General features: G+C 33.2%; 7 protein-coding genes and 9 pseudogenes. 3 read left to right on the top strand and 13 right to left on the bottom strand.

Going from position 1 to position 19,234, the window contains the following annotated elements; translation table 11 throughout:
• Positions 1-576: 576 nt before the first annotated feature.
• The 3 genes and pseudogenes from pruA to DYE57_RS01785 all read right to left on the bottom strand — a co-directional run bounded on the left by pruA (position 577) and on the right by DYE57_RS01785 (position 3,896).
• A pseudogene (gene pruA, locus DYE57_RS01795) lies at positions 577-2,128 on the bottom strand (L-glutamate gamma-semialdehyde dehydrogenase).
• 240 nt (positions 2,129-2,368) lie between these two features.
• Positions 2,369-2,932 carry a sugar O-acetyltransferase gene (locus tag DYE57_RS01790; protein ID WP_115312644.1) on the bottom strand — a complete coding sequence of 188 codons (564 nt, stop codon included), beginning with the start codon at positions 2,930-2,932 and terminating at the stop codon, positions 2,369-2,371.
• Between the two features lie 94 nt (positions 2,933-3,026).
• Positions 3,027-3,896 (bottom strand): annotated as a pseudogene (locus DYE57_RS01785) (SDR family oxidoreductase).
• A gap of 305 nt (positions 3,897-4,201) precedes the next feature.
• Between DYE57_RS01785 and DYE57_RS01780 the strand changes: the two are divergent.
• The 3 genes and pseudogenes from DYE57_RS01780 (at position 4,202) to copZ (ending at position 7,227) form a co-directional block, all read left to right on the top strand.
• A complete protein-coding gene (locus DYE57_RS01780) occupies positions 4,202-4,381 on the top strand; it encodes a hypothetical protein (RefSeq protein WP_115312643.1) in 180 nt (59 codons plus the stop codon).
• 372 nt (positions 4,382-4,753) lie between these two features.
• Positions 4,754-6,916 (top strand): annotated as a pseudogene (locus DYE57_RS01775) (heavy metal translocating P-type ATPase); the annotation flags it as partial.
• A 104-nt stretch (positions 6,917-7,020) separates the two neighbouring features.
• Positions 7,021-7,227 carry a copper chaperone CopZ gene (gene copZ, locus DYE57_RS01770; RefSeq protein ID WP_115312641.1) on the top strand — a complete coding sequence of 69 codons (207 nt, stop codon included), beginning with the start codon at positions 7,021-7,023 and terminating at the stop codon, positions 7,225-7,227.
• A gap of 55 nt (positions 7,228-7,282) precedes the next feature.
• Here copZ and DYE57_RS01765 read toward each other — a convergent pair.
• The 10 genes and pseudogenes from DYE57_RS01765 to DYE57_RS01715 form a co-directional block, all read right to left on the bottom strand.
• Positions 7,283-8,211 (bottom strand): annotated as a pseudogene (locus DYE57_RS01765) (D-lactate dehydrogenase).
• Positions 8,204-9,301: pseudogene (locus DYE57_RS01760) on the bottom strand (aminotransferase class I/II-fold pyridoxal phosphate-dependent enzyme). Before DYE57_RS01760 ends, DYE57_RS01765 begins: the two co-directional pseudogenes overlap by 8 nt.
• Positions 9,302-9,582: 281 nt before the next feature.
• Positions 9,583-11,079 (bottom strand): annotated as a pseudogene (locus DYE57_RS01755) (phytoene desaturase family protein).
• 12 nt (positions 11,080-11,091) lie between these two features.
• Positions 11,092-11,955: a phytoene/squalene synthase family protein gene (locus DYE57_RS01750; protein ID WP_115312640.1), complete on the bottom strand. Its 864-nt coding sequence runs from the start codon at positions 11,953-11,955 to the stop codon at positions 11,092-11,094.
• Positions 11,956-11,988: 33 nt separating this feature from the next.
• Positions 11,989-13,095 (bottom strand): annotated as a pseudogene (locus DYE57_RS01745) (glycosyltransferase family A protein).
• A gap of 22 nt (positions 13,096-13,117) precedes the next feature.
• Positions 13,118-14,583 (bottom strand): annotated as a pseudogene (locus DYE57_RS01740) (phytoene desaturase family protein).
• Positions 14,584-14,586: 3 nt separating this feature from the next.
• A complete protein-coding gene (locus DYE57_RS12180; RefSeq protein WP_232619695.1) occupies positions 14,587-14,850 on the bottom strand; it encodes a glycosyl-4,4'-diaponeurosporenoate acyltransferase CrtO family protein in 264 nt (87 codons plus the stop codon).
• 461 nt (positions 14,851-15,311) lie between these two features.
• A complete protein-coding gene (locus tag DYE57_RS01725) occupies positions 15,312-16,004 on the bottom strand; it encodes an aggregation-promoting factor C-terminal-like domain-containing protein (RefSeq protein ID WP_115312638.1) in 693 nt (230 codons plus the stop codon).
• A gap of 433 nt (positions 16,005-16,437) precedes the next feature.
• Positions 16,438-17,862 carry a phosphate--AMP phosphotransferase gene (locus DYE57_RS01720; protein WP_115312637.1) on the bottom strand — a complete coding sequence of 475 codons (1,425 nt, stop codon included), beginning with the start codon at positions 17,860-17,862 and terminating at the stop codon, positions 16,438-16,440.
• Positions 17,863-17,959: 97 nt separating this feature from the next.
• Positions 17,960-18,988 (bottom strand): annotated as a pseudogene (locus tag DYE57_RS01715) (PTS sugar transporter subunit IIC).
• Positions 18,989-19,234: the final 246 nt, after the last annotated feature.

Genomic DNA, 19,234 nt, shown 5'->3' with positions numbered 1-19,234 from the left:
TTCTAATTAATAACCATTATCATTTAAGAAAAGAATATTACTATCTTCTTCGTTTTACAATAACTAAACAAGATTGATTATGTCTATTTTGTGAACTGTTTAAATTTTTAGATTTTCTTAATCATTTATCAAACTCATATGTAATGAAAATAATTTAGATAAATGAGTATATATAATGAGAGAATTTAAAATAACGAAAGTTAATATAATAATATATACCTATTCACACAGAAGATTGTTCAAATCCTGAATATCTTACCTATTATATTATGAGGTATGCATAAGCTTTAAACTGAAAAAAGCCGTTAGAATTTGGGTAGTAGGATAGAATTCGTTGTCCCGTACAAGTGTAACCCCAACTTGCTTTGTCTGTTGAATTTCTATATGAAATTCTCTTTGTTGGGGTCTTACCATAGTTAAAAAATGCTTGATATAAGTGTATTTTCAATTCAGTTATCTATTGAATATACATAAAAATGCCTGAAACAATAATTTGTGTCTCAGGCTTAATTCATTGCAACGACATTATCTAAGCATTGACAAAACGCTTCAAGTAAGAAATACTTGAAATTCAAACTAAAACATTTCAGAAACAACTTTTTGTTCTAAGAAATTAAGTAGATAATCAGTGCTACCTGTTTTAGCATCCGTACCAGACATCTTGAACCCACCAAATGGGTGATAACCTACCACTGCTGCTGTACAACCACGATTTAAGTATAAATTACCTACATCGAATTCATTAACAGCTTTAATCCAGTGTTTACGGTTGTTTGTAATTACTGCACCTGTTAATCCATAGTCAGTATCATTTGCTACTTCTATTGCTATTGCTTCATCGAAGTCATTTACTTTAATAAAACCTACTACCGGTCCAAAAATCTCTTCTTGCATAATACGGTCTGTTGACTTAAGACCTGAAAAAATTGTCGGTTCAACAAAGTAACCTGTAGAGTCATCAGTTCCTCCACCTTGCTCTAACTTACCTTCTTCTTTACCAATTTCGATATAATTTTTAATTTTATCAAATTGCTTTTGATTAATTACTGGTCCCATGAACGTATTGTTTACTGTATTACCTAAAGTCAAATCTTTAGTTAATTTTACAGCTTTTTCAAGAATTTCACTGTGCACATCTTTATGAATGATTGCGCGAGAGCATGCTGAACACTTTTGACCTGAAAATCCAAATACAGACTTTACAATTGCTTCAGCTGCTAAATCTTTATCAACGTTCTCATCAACAACGATGGCATCTTTACCACCCATTTCAGCAATGACACGTTTTAAGAACTGTTGACCTTCTTGAACAACTGCACTACGTTCATAAATGCGTGTATCAGTAGCACGAGACCCAGTAAATGTAATAAAGTGTGTATTTTTATGGTCGACTAAGTAATCTCCAATTTCTTTAGGATCTCCAGGAATAAAGTTAACTACACCTTTAGATAAGCCTGCTTCTTCAAGAATTTCAATTAATTTATATGCTGTTAATACTGTATCTTCAGCTGGCTTTAATAGTACGGTATTACCTGCTACTACAGGTGCTAAAGTAGTTCCAGCCATAATTGCAAATGGGAAGTTCCATGGAGGAACTGTAACACCTGTACCGATTGGTTTATAGAAGTATCTATTATGTTCTCCTTCACGATCTAGCACAGATTTACCATCAGCTAATTCCATCATCGAACGTGCATAATATTCGATAAAGTCAAATACCTTCAGCAGCATCGCCAACCGCTTCATTCCATGGTTTACCAGCTTCATAGACCATCACAGCAGAAATTTATTCCTTACGTCGACGAATGATTGCTGCGACACGTAACATCAATTCAGCACGATCTTTATGATACCACTTCTTCCATGATTGATAGGCTTCATTAGTTACTTTAAATGCTTCTTCCACATCCTCTTTTGTGGCTTTAGATACTTTCGCAATCAATTGAGATGTATCTTCAGGATTAATTGATTCAAATTTATCGTCTTTATAAACTTTCTCTCCATTAATAACTAATGGTATGTCTTGCCCAAATTGTGCTTTTACTTTCTTTAATTCACTATTGAATTGATTAACGTTTGTTTGTACTGAAAAATCAATACCAGGTTCATTCTTAAAAGGTACTACCATTGTTAATTACCCCCTACGAATTATTAAAATTTCTAGCATCCTTTGTTTATTGAGGTATGACCAAGTCTTTCAGTGAATAACCAACATACTAATCATAAGTATTTGTCATAACCTTTGTTTCATTTTACTATGTAGCTTCTAGTTTTTGCAATCGCTTTCATTAAAGTGTTAAAACTATAACTCTTAAAACATTTATTTTCTTCTTACTAAAATCTATAAATGACTGTTTTCTTTTTGAAATTATTCTTTGTTTAATTGTCTAATTACCTTACATGAATTACCAACTGCTAAACTGTTCGGCGGGATATCTTTAGTTACTACACTCCCCGCGCCAATCACACTACCTTCAACGATTGTTACTCCTGAAAACACTGAAACATGTCCACCAAAACAAGTATTACTTCCCACTACTATAGGTTCTGCTAATTCTAATCCTTTATTACGCGTTTCATAATCTAAAGGATGTGTTGCAGTATAAAAGCCACAATTAGGACCGACAAAGACATCATCTCCAAATTGAATACCTCCACCATCCATTAAATAACAATTAGTATTTAAAGATACATTTTTTCCAAATTTAACATTCCAACCATAATCAGTATCGAGAGGTATAGAAATACTCACATTAGTGATTTGATAACCAAATAACTCAGTTAAAATTTTTTGTCTTGTTGCTTTTTCACTTGGACGAGTATAGTTATAGGCGAAACATAAATCTTTAGCTTTTAATCGATTACTTTTTAATTCTTCATCAAAATTTGCATCAAACCATTCATGTGCTAACATTTTCTCTTTTTCAGTCATTATTTTCCCTCTATTTCTTAATTTTTTGATTTATGGATAAAAAAGTTACTCAGAGCGTCTTTGATAAATCTCTGAGTAGCGATATTAACATGTATTATGAAGTTATAAAATCTCCACCATTAACATGAACGACCTGCCCAGTTACATAAGAACTATCCGCATGTGTTGCTAAAAAGACATACGATGGTGCTAGTTCAGCTGGTTGACCACGTCGCCCCATTGGTGTTTCTCCTCCTTGATACTCAACCTATTGTTCATCAAAGCTAGCAGGGATTAATGTTGTATAAATTGGCCCAGGTGCTACAGCATTAACGCTAATACTTTTTTCCATTAATGTTGTGGCAAGTGAACGTGTAAATGACACAATTGCTCCTTTTGTAGCAGAATAATCAATGAGATGTCCAGAACCTCTATAAGCTGTAACACTAGTAGTATTAATAATTGTATCCCCTTCAGATAAATATGGAACCGCTGCTTGAGATAAGAACATCATACCGAAAATATTTGTCATAAATGTTTCTTTCACTTGTTCAGGTGTAATATCTTCAAAGTGATCTCTTGGGAATTGTACTCCACCATTATTTACTAAAATATTCAATGTACCAAAGTCATTTACTACATCGCTAATTAACTTTTGAGATTGTTTGGCATCTTTCAAATCATGAGCATAAGATTTAGCTTTAACGCCAATTTCTTGAAGACGTTTCACTGTGTCTTGCGCATCTTGATGTTCGTCATAATATCCAATCGCAACATTTGCCCCTTCTTTAGCATATAAAATTGCAACAGCACGTCCAATGTCAGAATCTCCCCCAGTTATTACCGCTACTTTGCCTTCTAATTTACCAGCAGCTTTATATTCCTCTAATTCTGCAACTGGTTTTGTATTCATCTCTGCCTCGATACCTGGTTGTCTATTTTGAGTATAACCTTTTATTTTTTTATGAAAATCTAATAAAGTCACTTTATATCACCTATCCTCTTGTTTTAAGTTAAAATTCCCGTAAAAGTTATAAATCAAACAATCAAAAGGGTTTCACAGTAGACTTTATCTTTTTCTTTCGGAACTTAAATGCTTTACCATTTAAATAAGAAGTACTAGCTTTCATAGTAAACAGAACTTCTTTAACGGATTAAAAATCCTAGTACTTCTATAGAACAATAAATTTTCGGTACTATGGACGCATGTTTTTTATTTTAAATTACGTATACTGTATTTATCCAATAGATAAAGGAGTCTTTCATTGATGAAAAAGATACTCAAGGAATGTGACACTTATTATTTTAGGCCTTATCAAAACGTTCCAAGGCCACGACATCTTAAATGAAGCAAGTTATTATTATAATCATGCTAAAACTGGTCAGCTTGTACAAGACATTACAAATTTTGATTTTAATAATTTAAAAAATATTGATTTAGAAAAATTAAATCCTTCTGACTTTTTTTAAATCTTTCTTAACATTCTTTTATAATCCGAAATTGATGTAACAATCTATCCAAATATTCAAAGTAAGCTATTAATCCAATGATCAACATTTTTCCATCCATTGACGTTCATGATTGTCTACTCAATTTCTTTAATATAGACTAGGTGTGAATCTGGGAGCCCTAATAAAGAGAATTTCATCCAGAAATTCAATAGACAAAGCAAGTTAGGGTTCGTTACCGGGGTGAGGCAATGAATTCGATATGAATTCTGTCTCACTCCTTTTTAATTTTCAATGACATAAACAAAGCAATTGACATATATACCTACAGGGGGTACATTGAACATGTGAAAAGAAATGGAGGTGAACGGCATGACAACTAAAACTACAACATTAGATATCACAGGAATGACATGTGCGGCATGTTCCAATCGTATTGAAAAAGTTTTAAATAAACTGCATGGCGTTCAACAAGCTACAGTCAATTTAACTACTGAACAAGCACTTGTAGAATTTTATCCGAGTGATCTTACTACTGATGAAGTAATTCAGCGCATTCAAAAATTAGGCTACGATGCTGAACTTAAGTCAGACAATGACAATCAAACGTCGCGCAAAGAACATGAGCTTAAACATAAGCGTACGAAATTAATTATTTCTGCAATATTATCAGCACCGTCGCTATTTGTAATGTTCGTACATTTATTACCTGTAAATGTTCCTGCTATATTAGTGAACCCATGGGTACAGTTAAGCTTACCAACGGCTGTCCAATTTCTAATTGGATGGCAATTTTACGTAGGTGCTTTTAAGAATTTGCGTAATGGTTCTGCAAACATGGACGTTCTAGTCGCTGTCGGAACAAGCGCAGCATACTTTTATAGTATTTATGAGCTGATTTTGTGGTTAATACATCGTGTGCATCAACCACACCTTTATTTTGAAACAAGTGCAATTTTAATTACATTAATCCTCTTCGGTAAGTATTTAGAAGCACGTGCAAAATCTCAAACAACAAATGCACTTGGAGAATTATTGAGTTTACAAGCTAAAGAAGCACGCTTACTGAAAGACAATCAAGAAATAATGGTCCCACTAAATCATGTCAAATTAGGTGATTACTTAATTATTAAACCTGGAGAAAAGATTCCAGTAGATGGTGAAGTTTTTAAAGGAGAGACTTCTATAGATGAATCTATGTTAACTGGCGAATCTATTCCTGTTGAAAAAAGTGTTGGAAGTACCCTTATCGGTTCAACACTCAATAAAAATGGCTCTATAACTATGAAAGCTACCAAAGTCGGTAATGATACAGCATTATCTAATATCATAAAAGTCGTCGAGGAAGCGCAAAGTTCTAAAGCACCGATTCAACGTTTAGCCGATATTATTTCCGGATATTTTGTTCCCATTGTAGTGGTAATCGCATTATTCACATTTTTAATTTGGATTATGTTTGTGTATCCTAGTCAATTCGAACCTGCACTAATTGCTGCAATTTCTGTATTAGTGATTGCATGTCCTTGTGCACTAGGGTTAGCTACACCAACCTCAATCATGGTTGGTACAGGGCGTGCTGCTGAAAATGGCATACTTTTTAAAGGTGGAGAATATGTAGAACGTACACATCAAATTGATACTATCGTGTTTGATAAAACTGGAACCATCACTAATGGGAAACCTATCGTTATAGATTATGTAGGTGATCAGAATACGCTACAACTTTTAGCAAGTGCTGAGAAAGCATCAGAACATCCACTGGCGGAAGCGATTGTATCTTATGCCCAATCAAAAAACCTTACTTTACTAGATAATGATTCATTTAATGCTATACCAGGGCGTGGTATAGCAGCAATGATTCAACAACAACAAGTCTTAATTGGAAATAGAAAGCTAATGCATGACTTACATGTTACCGTGAATACAGACTTAGATGAAAAGTTAAATCATTATGAACAACAAGGTCAAACAGCAATGATGACAGCCGTTGATGGTGTGCTTAAAGGCGTCATTGCAGTTGCAGATACTGTTAAAGACTCTGCGAAAAACGCAATCAGAGCGTTGCATGACATGAATATAAATGTAGTGATGCTTACTGGTGATAATAAACGGACAGCCCAAGCAATTGCTCAACAAGTAGGTATTAACCGTGTCATTGCAGAAGTGTTACCTGAACAAAAAGCAGAACAAATATCTCGATTACAAAACGACGGTAACAACGTCGCTATGGTTGGAGATGGTATCAATGATGCACCTGCTCTTGTTAAAGCTAATATTGGTATTGCTATCGGGACAGGTACAGAGGTTGCTATTGAAGTAGCTGATATCACTATTCTAGGTGGCGATTTACTACTTCTACCTAAAGCCATTAAAGCAAGTAAAGCTACTATAAGGAATATTCGTCAAAACTTATTTTGGGCTTTCGGCTACAATGTAGCAGGTATTCCTATTGCTGCATGTGGTTTACTAGCACCTTGGATTGCTGGTTTAGCTATGGCTTTAAGTTCAGTTAGTGTTGTTACAAATGCATTAAGACTTAAAAAGATGAAATTATAGGTAACATTATTGTATTTTAAATTTTACAAAAATAGTAATTTTCTAAAAATTATTATTTAAAACTTTAAAAAAGTTAAACGTTGTTAACGAAGGGGTGAATAAATATGACACAAGAAATCATTCAAGTTGAAGGAATGAGTTGTGAACATTGTAAAAATGCGGTGGAATCAGCATTAGCTAAATTAAACGGCGTTTCAAGTGCGGAAGTTAATTTAGCTAAAAATAATGTACGTGTAGAGTATAATGACTCAAAAGCCAATATTGAACGCATGAAAGAAGCCATCGAAGATCAAGGTTATGATGTAAAATAAATGAATAAAAAGGCATAAAGCTTAGCAGATATCATCGTTAAGCTTTATGCCTTTTTTAATTTACTCTTAATCTCATATCCCTGTCTTTATAACTTCTAATGTAGCATCAAGGGCCATCATAAATTAATTTTCGAACTGCCACTTCTGTATAAAAGCTATGTGAGGTGTAAAAATAGCATCGTCTCTCTCAATCAAAGCATCCAAGTATGGATCATTAATATTTTTGCCTCTTTGGTCTATTGCTGAAAGTAACGCTTTTGTATCAACTAAACGTCCTCTAGCACAATTCACAAATATAACTCCACTTTTAAAACTTTTAAACACGTTATCATCAAATAGGTGATGATTATACTTTGTTGCTGGTATATGTATCGTTACAATATCAGCATCGCTAATAGCTTCTTGCAATATCGATTTGTCACATATAACTTGATAACCTCATTTGGAAAGGGATCATATGCAACAACATCACAGCGATATCCTTCCGATAAAATTTGTGCAATTATACTTCCAAGTATGACCAGTTCCTATAACAGCAACTTTCAAATCACTGAGTGATTGGGATAGAATTGACGGTTCCCATCTAAAATCATATAATCGCATCTTACGTCGTATACTATTATAATTTCTCAGTACATTGATAGCTTGGGTAACTTTAAATTCTGCAATACTGCGTGGAGAATATGAAGGTACATTAGAGATGATTATATTGTATTATGTAGCAAGATCTAAATCAAAATCATCAAATCCAGCACTTCTTTGAGCTATTTGTTTAATGCCGTAACTTTCTAACTTCTTATAAATTTCCTCGGAAATGGGTAGCGTTTGTGATAATGATAATCCATCACAATCTTTAACTGACTCTACGTAGTTTTCAGTCAATTGCTCGCGAGAGAAGTCATCTTCCACCTGATGTTGTTGTGCCCAAGCCTCAATATAAGGTAAATCTTCTTCTCTGACACTCATTAATTTAATTTTAGTCATAACTTATATATCCTTCTAAACCACATTTCTCCTGATATAAATATTTAAGTTCTATTAATCTTTGTGCTGCTTCTTCAAGCTGTTTGTCCTCTAAAGCCAGTGATATTCTGACATAATCCTTACCGTTCTCACCAAAAGGTATACCAGGCGCAACTAAAATAGACTTTTCCTTTAATAAAAATTGTTCAAATGATTCACTATCAAACCCAGTCGGTGTTTGTAACCATGAATAAATACCACCCTTTGAATGAATATAAGATAAATTGGCTTTAGCAAGCTTCGCTTCAAAAGTATTTCGTCTTTGCTTAAAGGTATCATTTTGTTGTTCTAAAAAGTCATCATAATGATTAAGTGCAAAAGTAGCAGCATCTTGTACTGCACCAAACATTCCTGCATTTGTATGCGTTTGATAATTTTTCAGTGCTTGAATCATACCTTTATTTCCAACTGCAAAACCAACACGAAAACCTGACATATTGTATCCCTTAGATAAAGAAAATATCTCTATAGCAACATCTTTTCCATTCTTTGAAGCGAGAATACTTGGATTTTTTGAATCAAAACCAAACGCTCTTAGGCAAAGTCATGAACAATTTTAGTTTGAGTTCCTTTTAAATCTTTTAATTGCATCACCGAATACATCTTGAGTTGCCGTAGAACCAGTTGGATTATTAGGATATGTTAAGTAAATTAACTTTGTATTTTTTAAAATTTGGGTATCTACAGCATTCCAATCTGGTAAATAATCAGGCAGATGAAGTTGCAAAGAGATTGGATTTGCATCGGCTAACATGACACCTGCTAAATAATCTATATAACCTGGATCTGGCAAAAGAACATTTTCACCTGGATTAACGATACAAGTAGATAATGCTACTAAACCATTTTTAGTTCCATATAAAATACACACTTCTTCATCTTTGTCTAATACAACACCATAATGTCTTTGATAGAAATTCACAATTGCTTCCTTAAACGATGCTTTACCATTAAAAGCTCCATACTTTTGATTCTCAGGTAAACGAAGTGCTTCAGCAAAATGATTAATGATGCCCTGTGGTGTTTCTCCATCTGGAATTCCGACAGCCATATTAATCAATGGCAATGGTCCATGTTCTACCTTACGCCCCATCATCTTACCAAAATAACTATCTGGAATTGCTGCAAGTCTATCAGAAATCATCATACTCCCCTCCAACTCAGCATTATAATCTTGTTAACTACCATTTTATCAATGCGTTGAATTATGTCAATATTGCTAATATTCTGAAATAATTACCGCAAAATATGAGAATGATGCTTAAGAAATGATACAACTAAAACGCTACCATTCCTTAAAATCACTTTCTTCCTCTAACATCATATTAATGATTAAATTCCATCTCTAATATCTTTTAAAATCTCATTTGCTGTGATTTTAGCACTTGTTAATACAATCGGCACGCCCGCTCCAGGGTGCGTACTTGCACCAGCAAAGTATAAATCTTTATAATCCCGCGAAACATTTGGAGGTCTATAATAATTGCTTTGTGCTAATGTAGGCATTAAACCAAAAGCTGTACCAAATTTAGCATTATACTCCTTTTCAAAATCAATGGGGGTAAATAACGTTTCAGATATCACATGTTCTTCTACATTTTCAAGCGCATTAATTGTTTCCATTTGCTGATAAATCGTACGTTTTACCTTGTCAATAATTGCTTGATCTTTCCAATTCATTTGACCTGTCTTTAGTTCAGGCGTAGGCATAAGTACATATAATCCTGTTTACCCTTCTGGAGCTAAATTTCGATTTCCCACTGCAGGTACATAAATATAAATAGATGGATCTTCAGAAAATTTACCGCCAAAAATTTCATCTATATTTCGTCTAAAATGTTGAGAAAAAATAACATTATGGAGCATCATCTCGTTGGTCACATCTTTATCAATTCCAACATACATTAAAAATGCAGAACAAGAATAGTCTAACTGTTCAATTTTATGCGGTTTATATTTCTTAATAGGTGCATGTGCTGGCATTAATCGCTCTGCAGCATATGGAAAATCAGCTGTACATAGCACTTTATCAAATCGATGTACAAGACCATTAACTTTGATGCCATCTGCACGTTTATATTTAGGATCAATAATGATTTCATCAATAGTTGAATTTAAGTGTATATCGACACCTAAATCTTTATTTAAGTCAGCAAGTCCTTGTGTCATACCATACATGCCTCCCTTAATGAAATGCACCCCAAACATCATTTCAATCATAGGAATAATTGAACAAAGCGACGGTCCACGTTTTGGATTAATGCCAATATACAACATTTGAAATGCTAATAATTTCTGTATTCGTTCGTTATCTACATAACTATCTATTAAATAATCAGCGTTATTTAACGTCTTTAATTTCGCGCCTTGAATAAGTGAAGTGAAATTAAAAAAATCAGAAGGCTTTCTGTAAGTTCTTTCTAAAAAATAATAACGTGTTATTTCATAATGTTTGTACACATCCGTTAGAAACGACATAAATCCGTGCGTAGTACCAAGCTCTATACTTTCAAGAATTTGTTGTAATTCAGCTAAATCCATAGGTACACGCATTTTATCATTCTTTCCAAAATAAACATCATAAATATATCGAAGCTGGTTCATTTTTCAAAATTTTTACCACAATCCTCAAATACAGCCTTGTAAACTTCTGGAATCATTACAATTGAAGGACCCATATCAAATGTAAAGCCATCTTTCTTAAGTTGACTCATACCGTCCACCTAGTCAATTATTCTTTTCAAAAATTGTGACATGATTTCCTTGTGAAGCAAGCCTTGCCGCTGACGCTAAACCAGTAACCCCTGCTCCTATAATAGCAATATCCATTTAGCATTCCACCTATAATTGATATTTCTTTTTAATTGACTTATACAACTTGGCTTTATTAAACTTCGATACATATACACGTCGATGCAATGTATAAGATGCTTGTCGAACTTCATTAAGAATTTCCCTGTAGATAATTGCAGCCAATTCTACAATGGGTTGTGCTTCTTTATTAAAGACATCTATATGCGAAAGCGCACTTTCACAATGGTTCTCTGCTATCGTGGCGTAATCTTCCCACAATTCTATATAATTATGAGCCACACCTTCATGATATTGATACTCAATCGAGACATTAAAATCTTCTAAATGATTACGACTAAAATAAATTCTACCGTTTTCAAAGTCTTCTCCCACATCACGTAAGATATTTGTAAGTTGTAACGCTTCACTTAATGTACGAGCAACATGATATGTTTTGTCGTTTGGAGTACTCGCAAGTATCGGAGTTAATAATTCACCAACTGTTCCTGCTACGCCATAACAGTAATCAAACAATGCATCATCTGTATCGAATATTTCAAAATTTTGGTCTTGATATACTGTGTTAATGAGATTGTAAAAAGATTGATACCCTACTTGAAAGTGCTTCGATACGTGTACCAATGCGGCCATAATATGTTGATTACTGTTAAACTCTAAGCAATCATGGTCTGAAGCATTCTCTACTAATAAAATATCATCGTAAGTATCTTTTAGCATTTGTGGATTTTCATAAACATCAATACTATCATCGATAATACGACACGCAGAATAAATCACCCACACTGCCTTCCGTTCTTGTTCAGGCAAGAAATCAAATGCATAAGAAAAGCTTTTTGAATGTTTTTTCATGATTTGTTGACAGTAGTCAAAGCTTTCTTTAATAGCCACCATGTTATACCCCTCTCTTTAAATAGACATTCAGTTTTAATTTATTTTAAACGAACGTCCCTTCCATTCTACAGACGTTGAAAAATGTGCATGTCGCCACGAATTAAGAAAAATAACTACAAAAAAGATAACTAATATAAGATGTAAGATAAGTAGAATAATGGAAAAAGAACCTACTCTCCTATGTAATATAATAAATTGAATAGTATAAAGCATATAAGTCGTCATCGTTTTAAATTTAGAGAATAGTTTAATGAAAAAACTTAATAACAACATTACCGCGGTATGAATGGAACCCATTAACCAAATCATAATTGCTAGCATAACTTTTGGATGGATTTGACTTGCACCGACAGACAAGTACTTAGTCCAACCTTGGACTAATGACTTAAATCTTTCTTCATACATTCTGAATTGAACATTATTTTCGCCTTCATATATAGTCACAGGTAAAGATACTTGTTGAAATGCTTGACCTTAAGCAAAGCCTTCAATAATGCTATTTCTAGCATTTTGATGACCTTGTGTAGCGAAATAATCTTCTCTATTCATTAAAGTAACTAGACCAAATGCCATCTTTTGATGGTTGTGACGTGCTAAACTTGAGAAACCGTTCATACCTACAACCGTCATTAAATTGAATATCTCAGACAGACTTTCATAAAAACGATATGTTTGATGATATGGTTGTATACTTAACAATCCTCTATTATGTTGTAATTGATATGTCTCTAAAATAGTTTCAATTGAATAAGAGATCGTTAATGATACATCAGCGTCGATAAACATTAATAATGACGTTTTAGCATGCTTAGCACCTTGATAACATGCATGTGACTTGCCATACCATAAACCATTTGTATCATTATGAGTTTGATATACGGTTTTCCCAAAATTTTGCGCAATTGCTACGGTCTGATCAGTTGAACCATCATCCATCACAATAATTTTAGCGATATCTTGTTGCTGATTTAAGGTTTGTAAAAGGTGTGGCAAGCGCTTTTCTTCATTTCTTGCAGGTATAATTATATTCACTTCATTATTATTTTTATAACGTTTTTGAGGTTTAGATAGCCGGTTTCTTCTATTGTATATAAGCATCCCACAAATGATAGATGCTATTGAGAAAAGTGAGCCTACCATTCGTAACAATTTCAATTTAAGCTCACCCCTTTTCAGCAACTAGGGTAGCTATTTTATTAGCGACTTGTTGCCCACTTAATGTAACCATAGGCATACTGCCACCAGGATTCACCGATCCACCTACAAAGAATAAATTATCAAAGTGCTCACTTTGCTTCGGAAATTTAAAACCTTTGTTTTTCTTTTTGTCTGCGACGACACCATAGATAGAACCTCTATTAGAACGATAGTGGTATCGTATATCTTCAGGTGTCCACACATCTTCATAAATAATATTTTTCCTTAAATCTGTAAGTCCCATATTTTCTAATTTAGTTAATACACGCTCCCTCAATGCATCATATTCGTCTTGTTTAAAGGGCCTATCTTGAATATATGGAATATGTGGTAACACTTTGATATTTTCATACCCTTCTGGAGCTTGATGTGAATCTGTTTTATTTGAATTCACAAGATAAATTGTTGGATCTTCCGGCAATTGTTTTTTATGAAAAACCTCATAATAATTCTGCTTAAAATCATTTGAGAAAAAGAAATTGTGATGTGCTAATTGTGGATATGAACGTTTGATGCCTAAATGTAACACATAACCGGAGCTGGCTGGTTCGAACGTCTTTTCAAGTTTATCAACTTTCTGTTGGCTAAAATGAAGTAGGTCTCTATAAGTAGGAATCACTTCCATATTGGAAATAATATAATCTGATTGAATCATCTCACCACTATCTAAACGAACACCTACTACTTAATTATGATAAGTCTTAATATTCTCAACTGATACACCAGTATAAATGTCTACACCTTCCTCAATCGCTAATTTTCCAAGCGCTTGAGCTAAATAGTGCATACCACCTTTTATGTACCATAATCCCTGTTCTTGTTGCATATGAAAGAGCATTGAAAGAACAGCAGGGAGTCACCTACATATTTAATAAAGTATCCTAACATTTCTCTTAACAGCGGATTTGATACATAACGATTGATGGCTTGTTGCATCGTAGAAAAGTAATAGAAACCTCTTAAAGCACTGAAAGGCCCATGATATTTGAGAATTTCACGAAGATAATCTAAGCCCTTATTAAAAGTAAAACGATGAATACGTTCAGCATAGTTATAAAATTGATCAAGCTCTTCTTTATCTTGTTCAGTTAATTGATTGTTATTAAGTAGCGTTTCTTCAGAGTTTTTATATAAATCTATTGTGTCACCATTAGGGAAAAAGTTTCGCCATTGTAAAGATAAACGTTCTATTTGAATATAGTCCGACATCTTTTTATTACTATATTTAAACAGCCTCTCAAAAATATAAGGCATGGTTAATATTGAGGGACCTAAATCAAAGCTCAAATCCTTACTTTCAAGACGATTAACCTTTCCTCCAAGATGATTATTTTGTTCATAAAGTTTGACACAGAAACCTTCTTGAGCCAATCGGATAGCGGCTGAAATACCTCCAAGCCCACCACCAATTACTATCACTGATTGAGTCATCATTTATCTACCTCTCTTTTCCATTAAACGCATCAATCTTTCAATTCTCGGTCGATTATACCTTTGAGTAATAATTATCGGTAAATGACTAAGAAAAACGTATAAAACATTGATGACTTTGATATATTTTGGAGCTTTAATAAAAACAATCACTGGTAAAATAGAAATCCAATGTATGAATTCTGTACGTTTCATTTCTAACAATAACTGCCGAGTATTACCTAAATCATGAGTCAACGCGCTCTTATCATAAATATTATGATTCAACTTACTTCCCTCAGGTATCTATCTCTTCCATTGACTTACCTTAAAGTATTGATTCCATATTTCGCCTCGTAGTTCAAAGTTAAAAGAACGAAAATAAAAATGATGTTTCTTCAAAAATTTCAATGAAATTTTAGTACCTAAGTGCGCAATCAGCAATTGAATCGTCAACCCAAAAACACTATGAAAGATTATAATGAGAAATACTTTTTTTAATGATTTCATCATGTCACGACTTTCTTTTTATAAATTATCATACAGTCATCGTTATTAAGCTTAATTCCCTTTGTTACAATAAATAAAACGCTTAAACTTTGAGATTTGAGAATGAATAGTTTTAAAAATTGACATAAAAAAAGACCACTAAAGTCTGAGACTTCAATGGTTAAAAAAAGAGGATGGCAAATCGCCATCCTCTTATATTATTTATAACTCGAATTGTCTTTCCAGTTATAAATTAGATTTTACCACCAGCCGTTTGCTTGACGGAAAGACATTGCTGCTCCTACTGAACCGTAACGACTTCTAGCGTAATCAAGCATACCTCTAGTTTGTGAAGCTACTGAACCTGAACCCCATGATTGGTTAGTTTGACCTAAACCGTGGTATTGACCATTAGAAGCATTAGGGTTACCGCCTGATTCAGGCATAACAATTGTATTCCACATAGCTTCAGTACCACCAGCTGCTAAGAATTGTGCTTTAACTGAACCACTAGTCGAAGCTGAGCTTGTGCTTGGTGCTGAGTATGAAGTAGTTGTAGTTGAATAATTATGGCTAGAGCTGTTTGAAGTAGTTGGTGCTGAAACAGCTTTAACACTAGTGTTGCTTGATTGTTGGTTTGAGCTCACTGCTTGGCTTAAAGATGATTGAGCGTAGTTTGAAGCATCTGCTCCAGCTACTTCATAGCTCCATGACCAGTTAGTACCGTTTGATGAGAAGTTATATTGGAAACCGTTGTTTACGAAGTGAATTTCGTAAGCACCAGCTTGAACTGGTTTAGCGTTTAATTGTTCAGGATTGTGTTGAGCTAAGTCTACTAAGTGAGCTTGATCAACGTTTGTAGTTTCAGAAGCGTGTGCTTCGTGACTTGATAAACCATAACCTGCAAGTCCTAAAGTTACTGCTAATGATGATGCAATTACTGTCTTTTTCATAATATATAAATCCTCCAGATAATTTTTAATTATTGTGTAAATTGTATTCGTAAGTTTTAAATTTCGTTGTGCAATATTGAAAATGTTTTTGTTAACTTTTGACGGTATTCACTATACCACAAAAAATACGTTTGTATATTACACATTCCTTACAAAAAATTACAATGTACTGTTAATTTTGTAATCTTAAAACAAAAATATTTCGCTTTGTAACATATAATTTCTTAACATTTGTTTAAAATTTCATTATGAAATGAAGTTTTACATCAATTTTCAGTGTTATTTGTTCTTATTTTAAATTGTCTGTAAAATTACAATTTGCAACTTTGTTACACAACTGTAATAACTCTATAAACTTATCTTGCTCAATCAAAAATAAAAAAGATGAATTTGTAAGTTAATCACCTATAAAATTTCATCTTTTTTTCATTGATTAATAGTCTTTAACTCCCCATAACACTGCTTCACACTTTCTAATAATTGTTTTAAGCACCTCTATGCGGCCCGTTTTCTTATGATTAGCTGGAATAATATACCATGGTGCATGAGAAGTGTTTGTATTTTTAATCATGTCGTGGCTTGCTTCTAAATACTGACCCCATTTTTTTCGATTACGCCAATCTTCATCAGTAATTTTCCATTGTTTATCAGGATTCTTTTCACGGTCATTGAAACGTTTAAGTTGTTCATCTTTATCCAAACATAAGAAAAATTTTAATACTATTGTGCCTTCATCAGTCCACATCTTTTCAAATTGATTGATTTCTTCATAAGCAGATCGCCATTCATCTTTATTTGCAAATCCCTCAACGCGTTCAACAAGTACACGTCCATACCAACTGCGATCAAATATTTCTATATGACCTGTTTTAGGCATTTTCTTCGCAAAGCGCCATAAATAGTGATGATTTTTTTCTACGTCGGTAGGTGCACTGATACCATTAACTTCATAGCCAGTGGGATCTAATTTCTCTCTAATTCGTTTAATATTACCACCCTTACCCGCAGCATCCATACCTTCAAAGACTAACACTAAAGGGATTTTTGTCTCATATAGTGCAAATTGAATCTCTCTCATACGTTGTTGTAATTCTATAATTTTGTCTTTGTATGTTTTCTTATGAACTTTAGGTAAGTCAATATCAAATAAAGACGTTGTAAAATCTGTAGTGAACATTCCATCTACATTATTATTTTCGTTTTCAACCTTTTCAATTGCTTTTTCTAATCTTTTTATAATATGTAAATACATTTTTTCAAAAGCTTGATGTCGTTCAGTATAATCTATGACTTTCCAATCTTTATCTTTTTTAATGAAATAACGCATATTATTTAAATACGTTTCCTGAGGAATGACATTCTCATATTCTTGCACTTTCCATTTCATTAAAGGATTATTTTTGGTTTGCTGAATATGTTCTTGACGTTTTTCCTCATTAATTTCTATGAAAAATTTAATAATTTCAAAATTATCTTTTTTCAACATTGTTTCAAAGTCATTGATTTGATTAACTAACACATCATAGCTTTTATATTTATCATGCTTAATTTCATTTTCTTTATAATCTAGATAATGAGAATACCAACTTCTAAAATAAATATTGATATCCCCTTTCTGTGGTAATGAATTCCAATATTTTTGTAAAAATTGATATCTTAAATCATGAGCTTGTGGTGATTTAGTAGATATAAATTGTGTGTATTTTGCATCTAAATGTAACAATAACTCATTTGATAATCGTGTTTTTCCTGAAGCCGGTATGCCTTCAAACAGTACCATAACCGGTATCCCAAGCTCATGCGTTTGCCTATTTAGCTGTGCGGCTTTGAGCTGTAATTCTTCTACATTATGTGACATTATTTCACCTACTATATATTTTTTTAGACTGTTATGATGTTGTTACATTTTAACATAGAAAATCCCTCCAACGTACGAAACATTGAAGAGATTAAACTTACCCCATAAATTTAAATATATCCGTCGAATATAAATGAATCATCTTTCTAAGTATTAAGTCTAAAATCCATGCAACAACAATAAGTATTACATTTAGCCATGCTGAATCAACTTGCATAAATTTAAATACATTAATTGGACCTACCATACCGATAAAGCCAAACCCTGCTGATTCTTTTGTACCCGCAATGTCAATCATTCCGATGCTATACCAGATAGAGCTGCTGTAATAAAATAGGCACTATGATGACTGGATATTTAACCATATTTGGCATCATCATTTTCACTCCATCAAAAAAGATAGGTAGTGGTATACCTAAACTATTTACTTTACTTGTCCCAATCAAGAGCACTGCTTCAGTTGCAGCGATACCTATAGATGCTGAACCGGCTGCGATTCCTGACAAACCAATAGCTATGGCAATCGCTACAGTTGATAACGGAGATATAATGATAAAACTGAATACCATCGAAAGAAGCATGCTCATGATCACTGGTTGCAATTCAGTAAAGCTGTTAATCATATTTCCAATACCTGTTGTAATAAGTCTCACATAAGGTAGAGTAAACACACCAATCGTTACTGATAAACCACCTACAACTGTTGAAAAACAATAAGTGCCATACTTCCAACGCGTTCTTCAATTAAAAGAATAAATAATACAGCTATCGCGGCAGTAAACATCGTATTAATTAAATCCCCTATACCTGCGATGACCCATACTCCATTTTTAAATTGAGCGGCACCACTCCCTACATAAGAAGCACTTGCTACCACAGTTATTGCTAGAGGTGTTAAATTAAAATTCATCGCAATTAATGCTCCAATGAGTGCCGGCACTGTAAATTGGATGGCTTGTACGACTCCTAATAAAGTTTTAAAAATAGGATGATATTGCATTAAATATTTAAAAATTTCTCCCAAAATTGCATTTAGAATGAGTCCAGCTACAATTCCAATTGCTACCCCTGATAAAACTCTAAAAATAAAATCCTTTGGTCCGTCTATATTTCTTATTGCTGACACGACTTAAACCTCCCAATGTGCTTAGAAAAATATTTATAAAAAGTCTTGAACAACAAGTATGATTCTTTGAAGTAATAACTTAGAGGGATATTTAATGAAATTCATACATGTCACTCAAGACTATGCTCAATAGTATATAATATTTTTAGAAAATTTAGATAAATATTTCAAAATTTTGTTTAGCTTTCAAAAAAGCACTCTCCCTTACTTAAAGGAAAGTGCTTAGATTATCGACAAAGAACAATA

The sequence above is a fragment of the Staphylococcus saccharolyticus genome, assembly GCF_900458815.1.
Taxonomy (GTDB): domain Bacteria; phylum Bacillota; class Bacilli; order Staphylococcales; family Staphylococcaceae; genus Staphylococcus; species Staphylococcus saccharolyticus.
Note: the sequence above shows the minus strand (reverse complement) of the source record. Positions and strands in the feature narration are given on the sequence as shown.

Bases quoted from the DNA above. Each gene is read 5' to 3' on its own strand.
- DYE57_RS01790 (WP_115312644.1), bottom strand. From the start codon at position 2,932: ATGACTGAAAAAGAGAAAATGTTAGCACATGAATGGTTTGATGCAAAT.
- copZ (WP_115312641.1), top strand. From the start codon at position 7,021: ATGACACAAGAAATCATTCAAGTTGAAGGAATGAGTTGTGAACATTGT.
- DYE57_RS01750 (WP_115312640.1), bottom strand. From the start codon at position 11,955: ATGGTGGCTATTAAAGAAAGCTTTGACTACTGTCAACAAATCATGAAA.
- DYE57_RS01725 (WP_115312638.1), bottom strand. From the start codon at position 16,004: ATGAAAAAGACAGTAATTGCATCATCATTAGCAGTAACTTTAGGACTT.
- DYE57_RS01720 (WP_115312637.1), bottom strand. From the start codon at position 17,862: ATGTCACATAATGTAGAAGAATTACAGCTCAAAGCCGCACAGCTAAAT.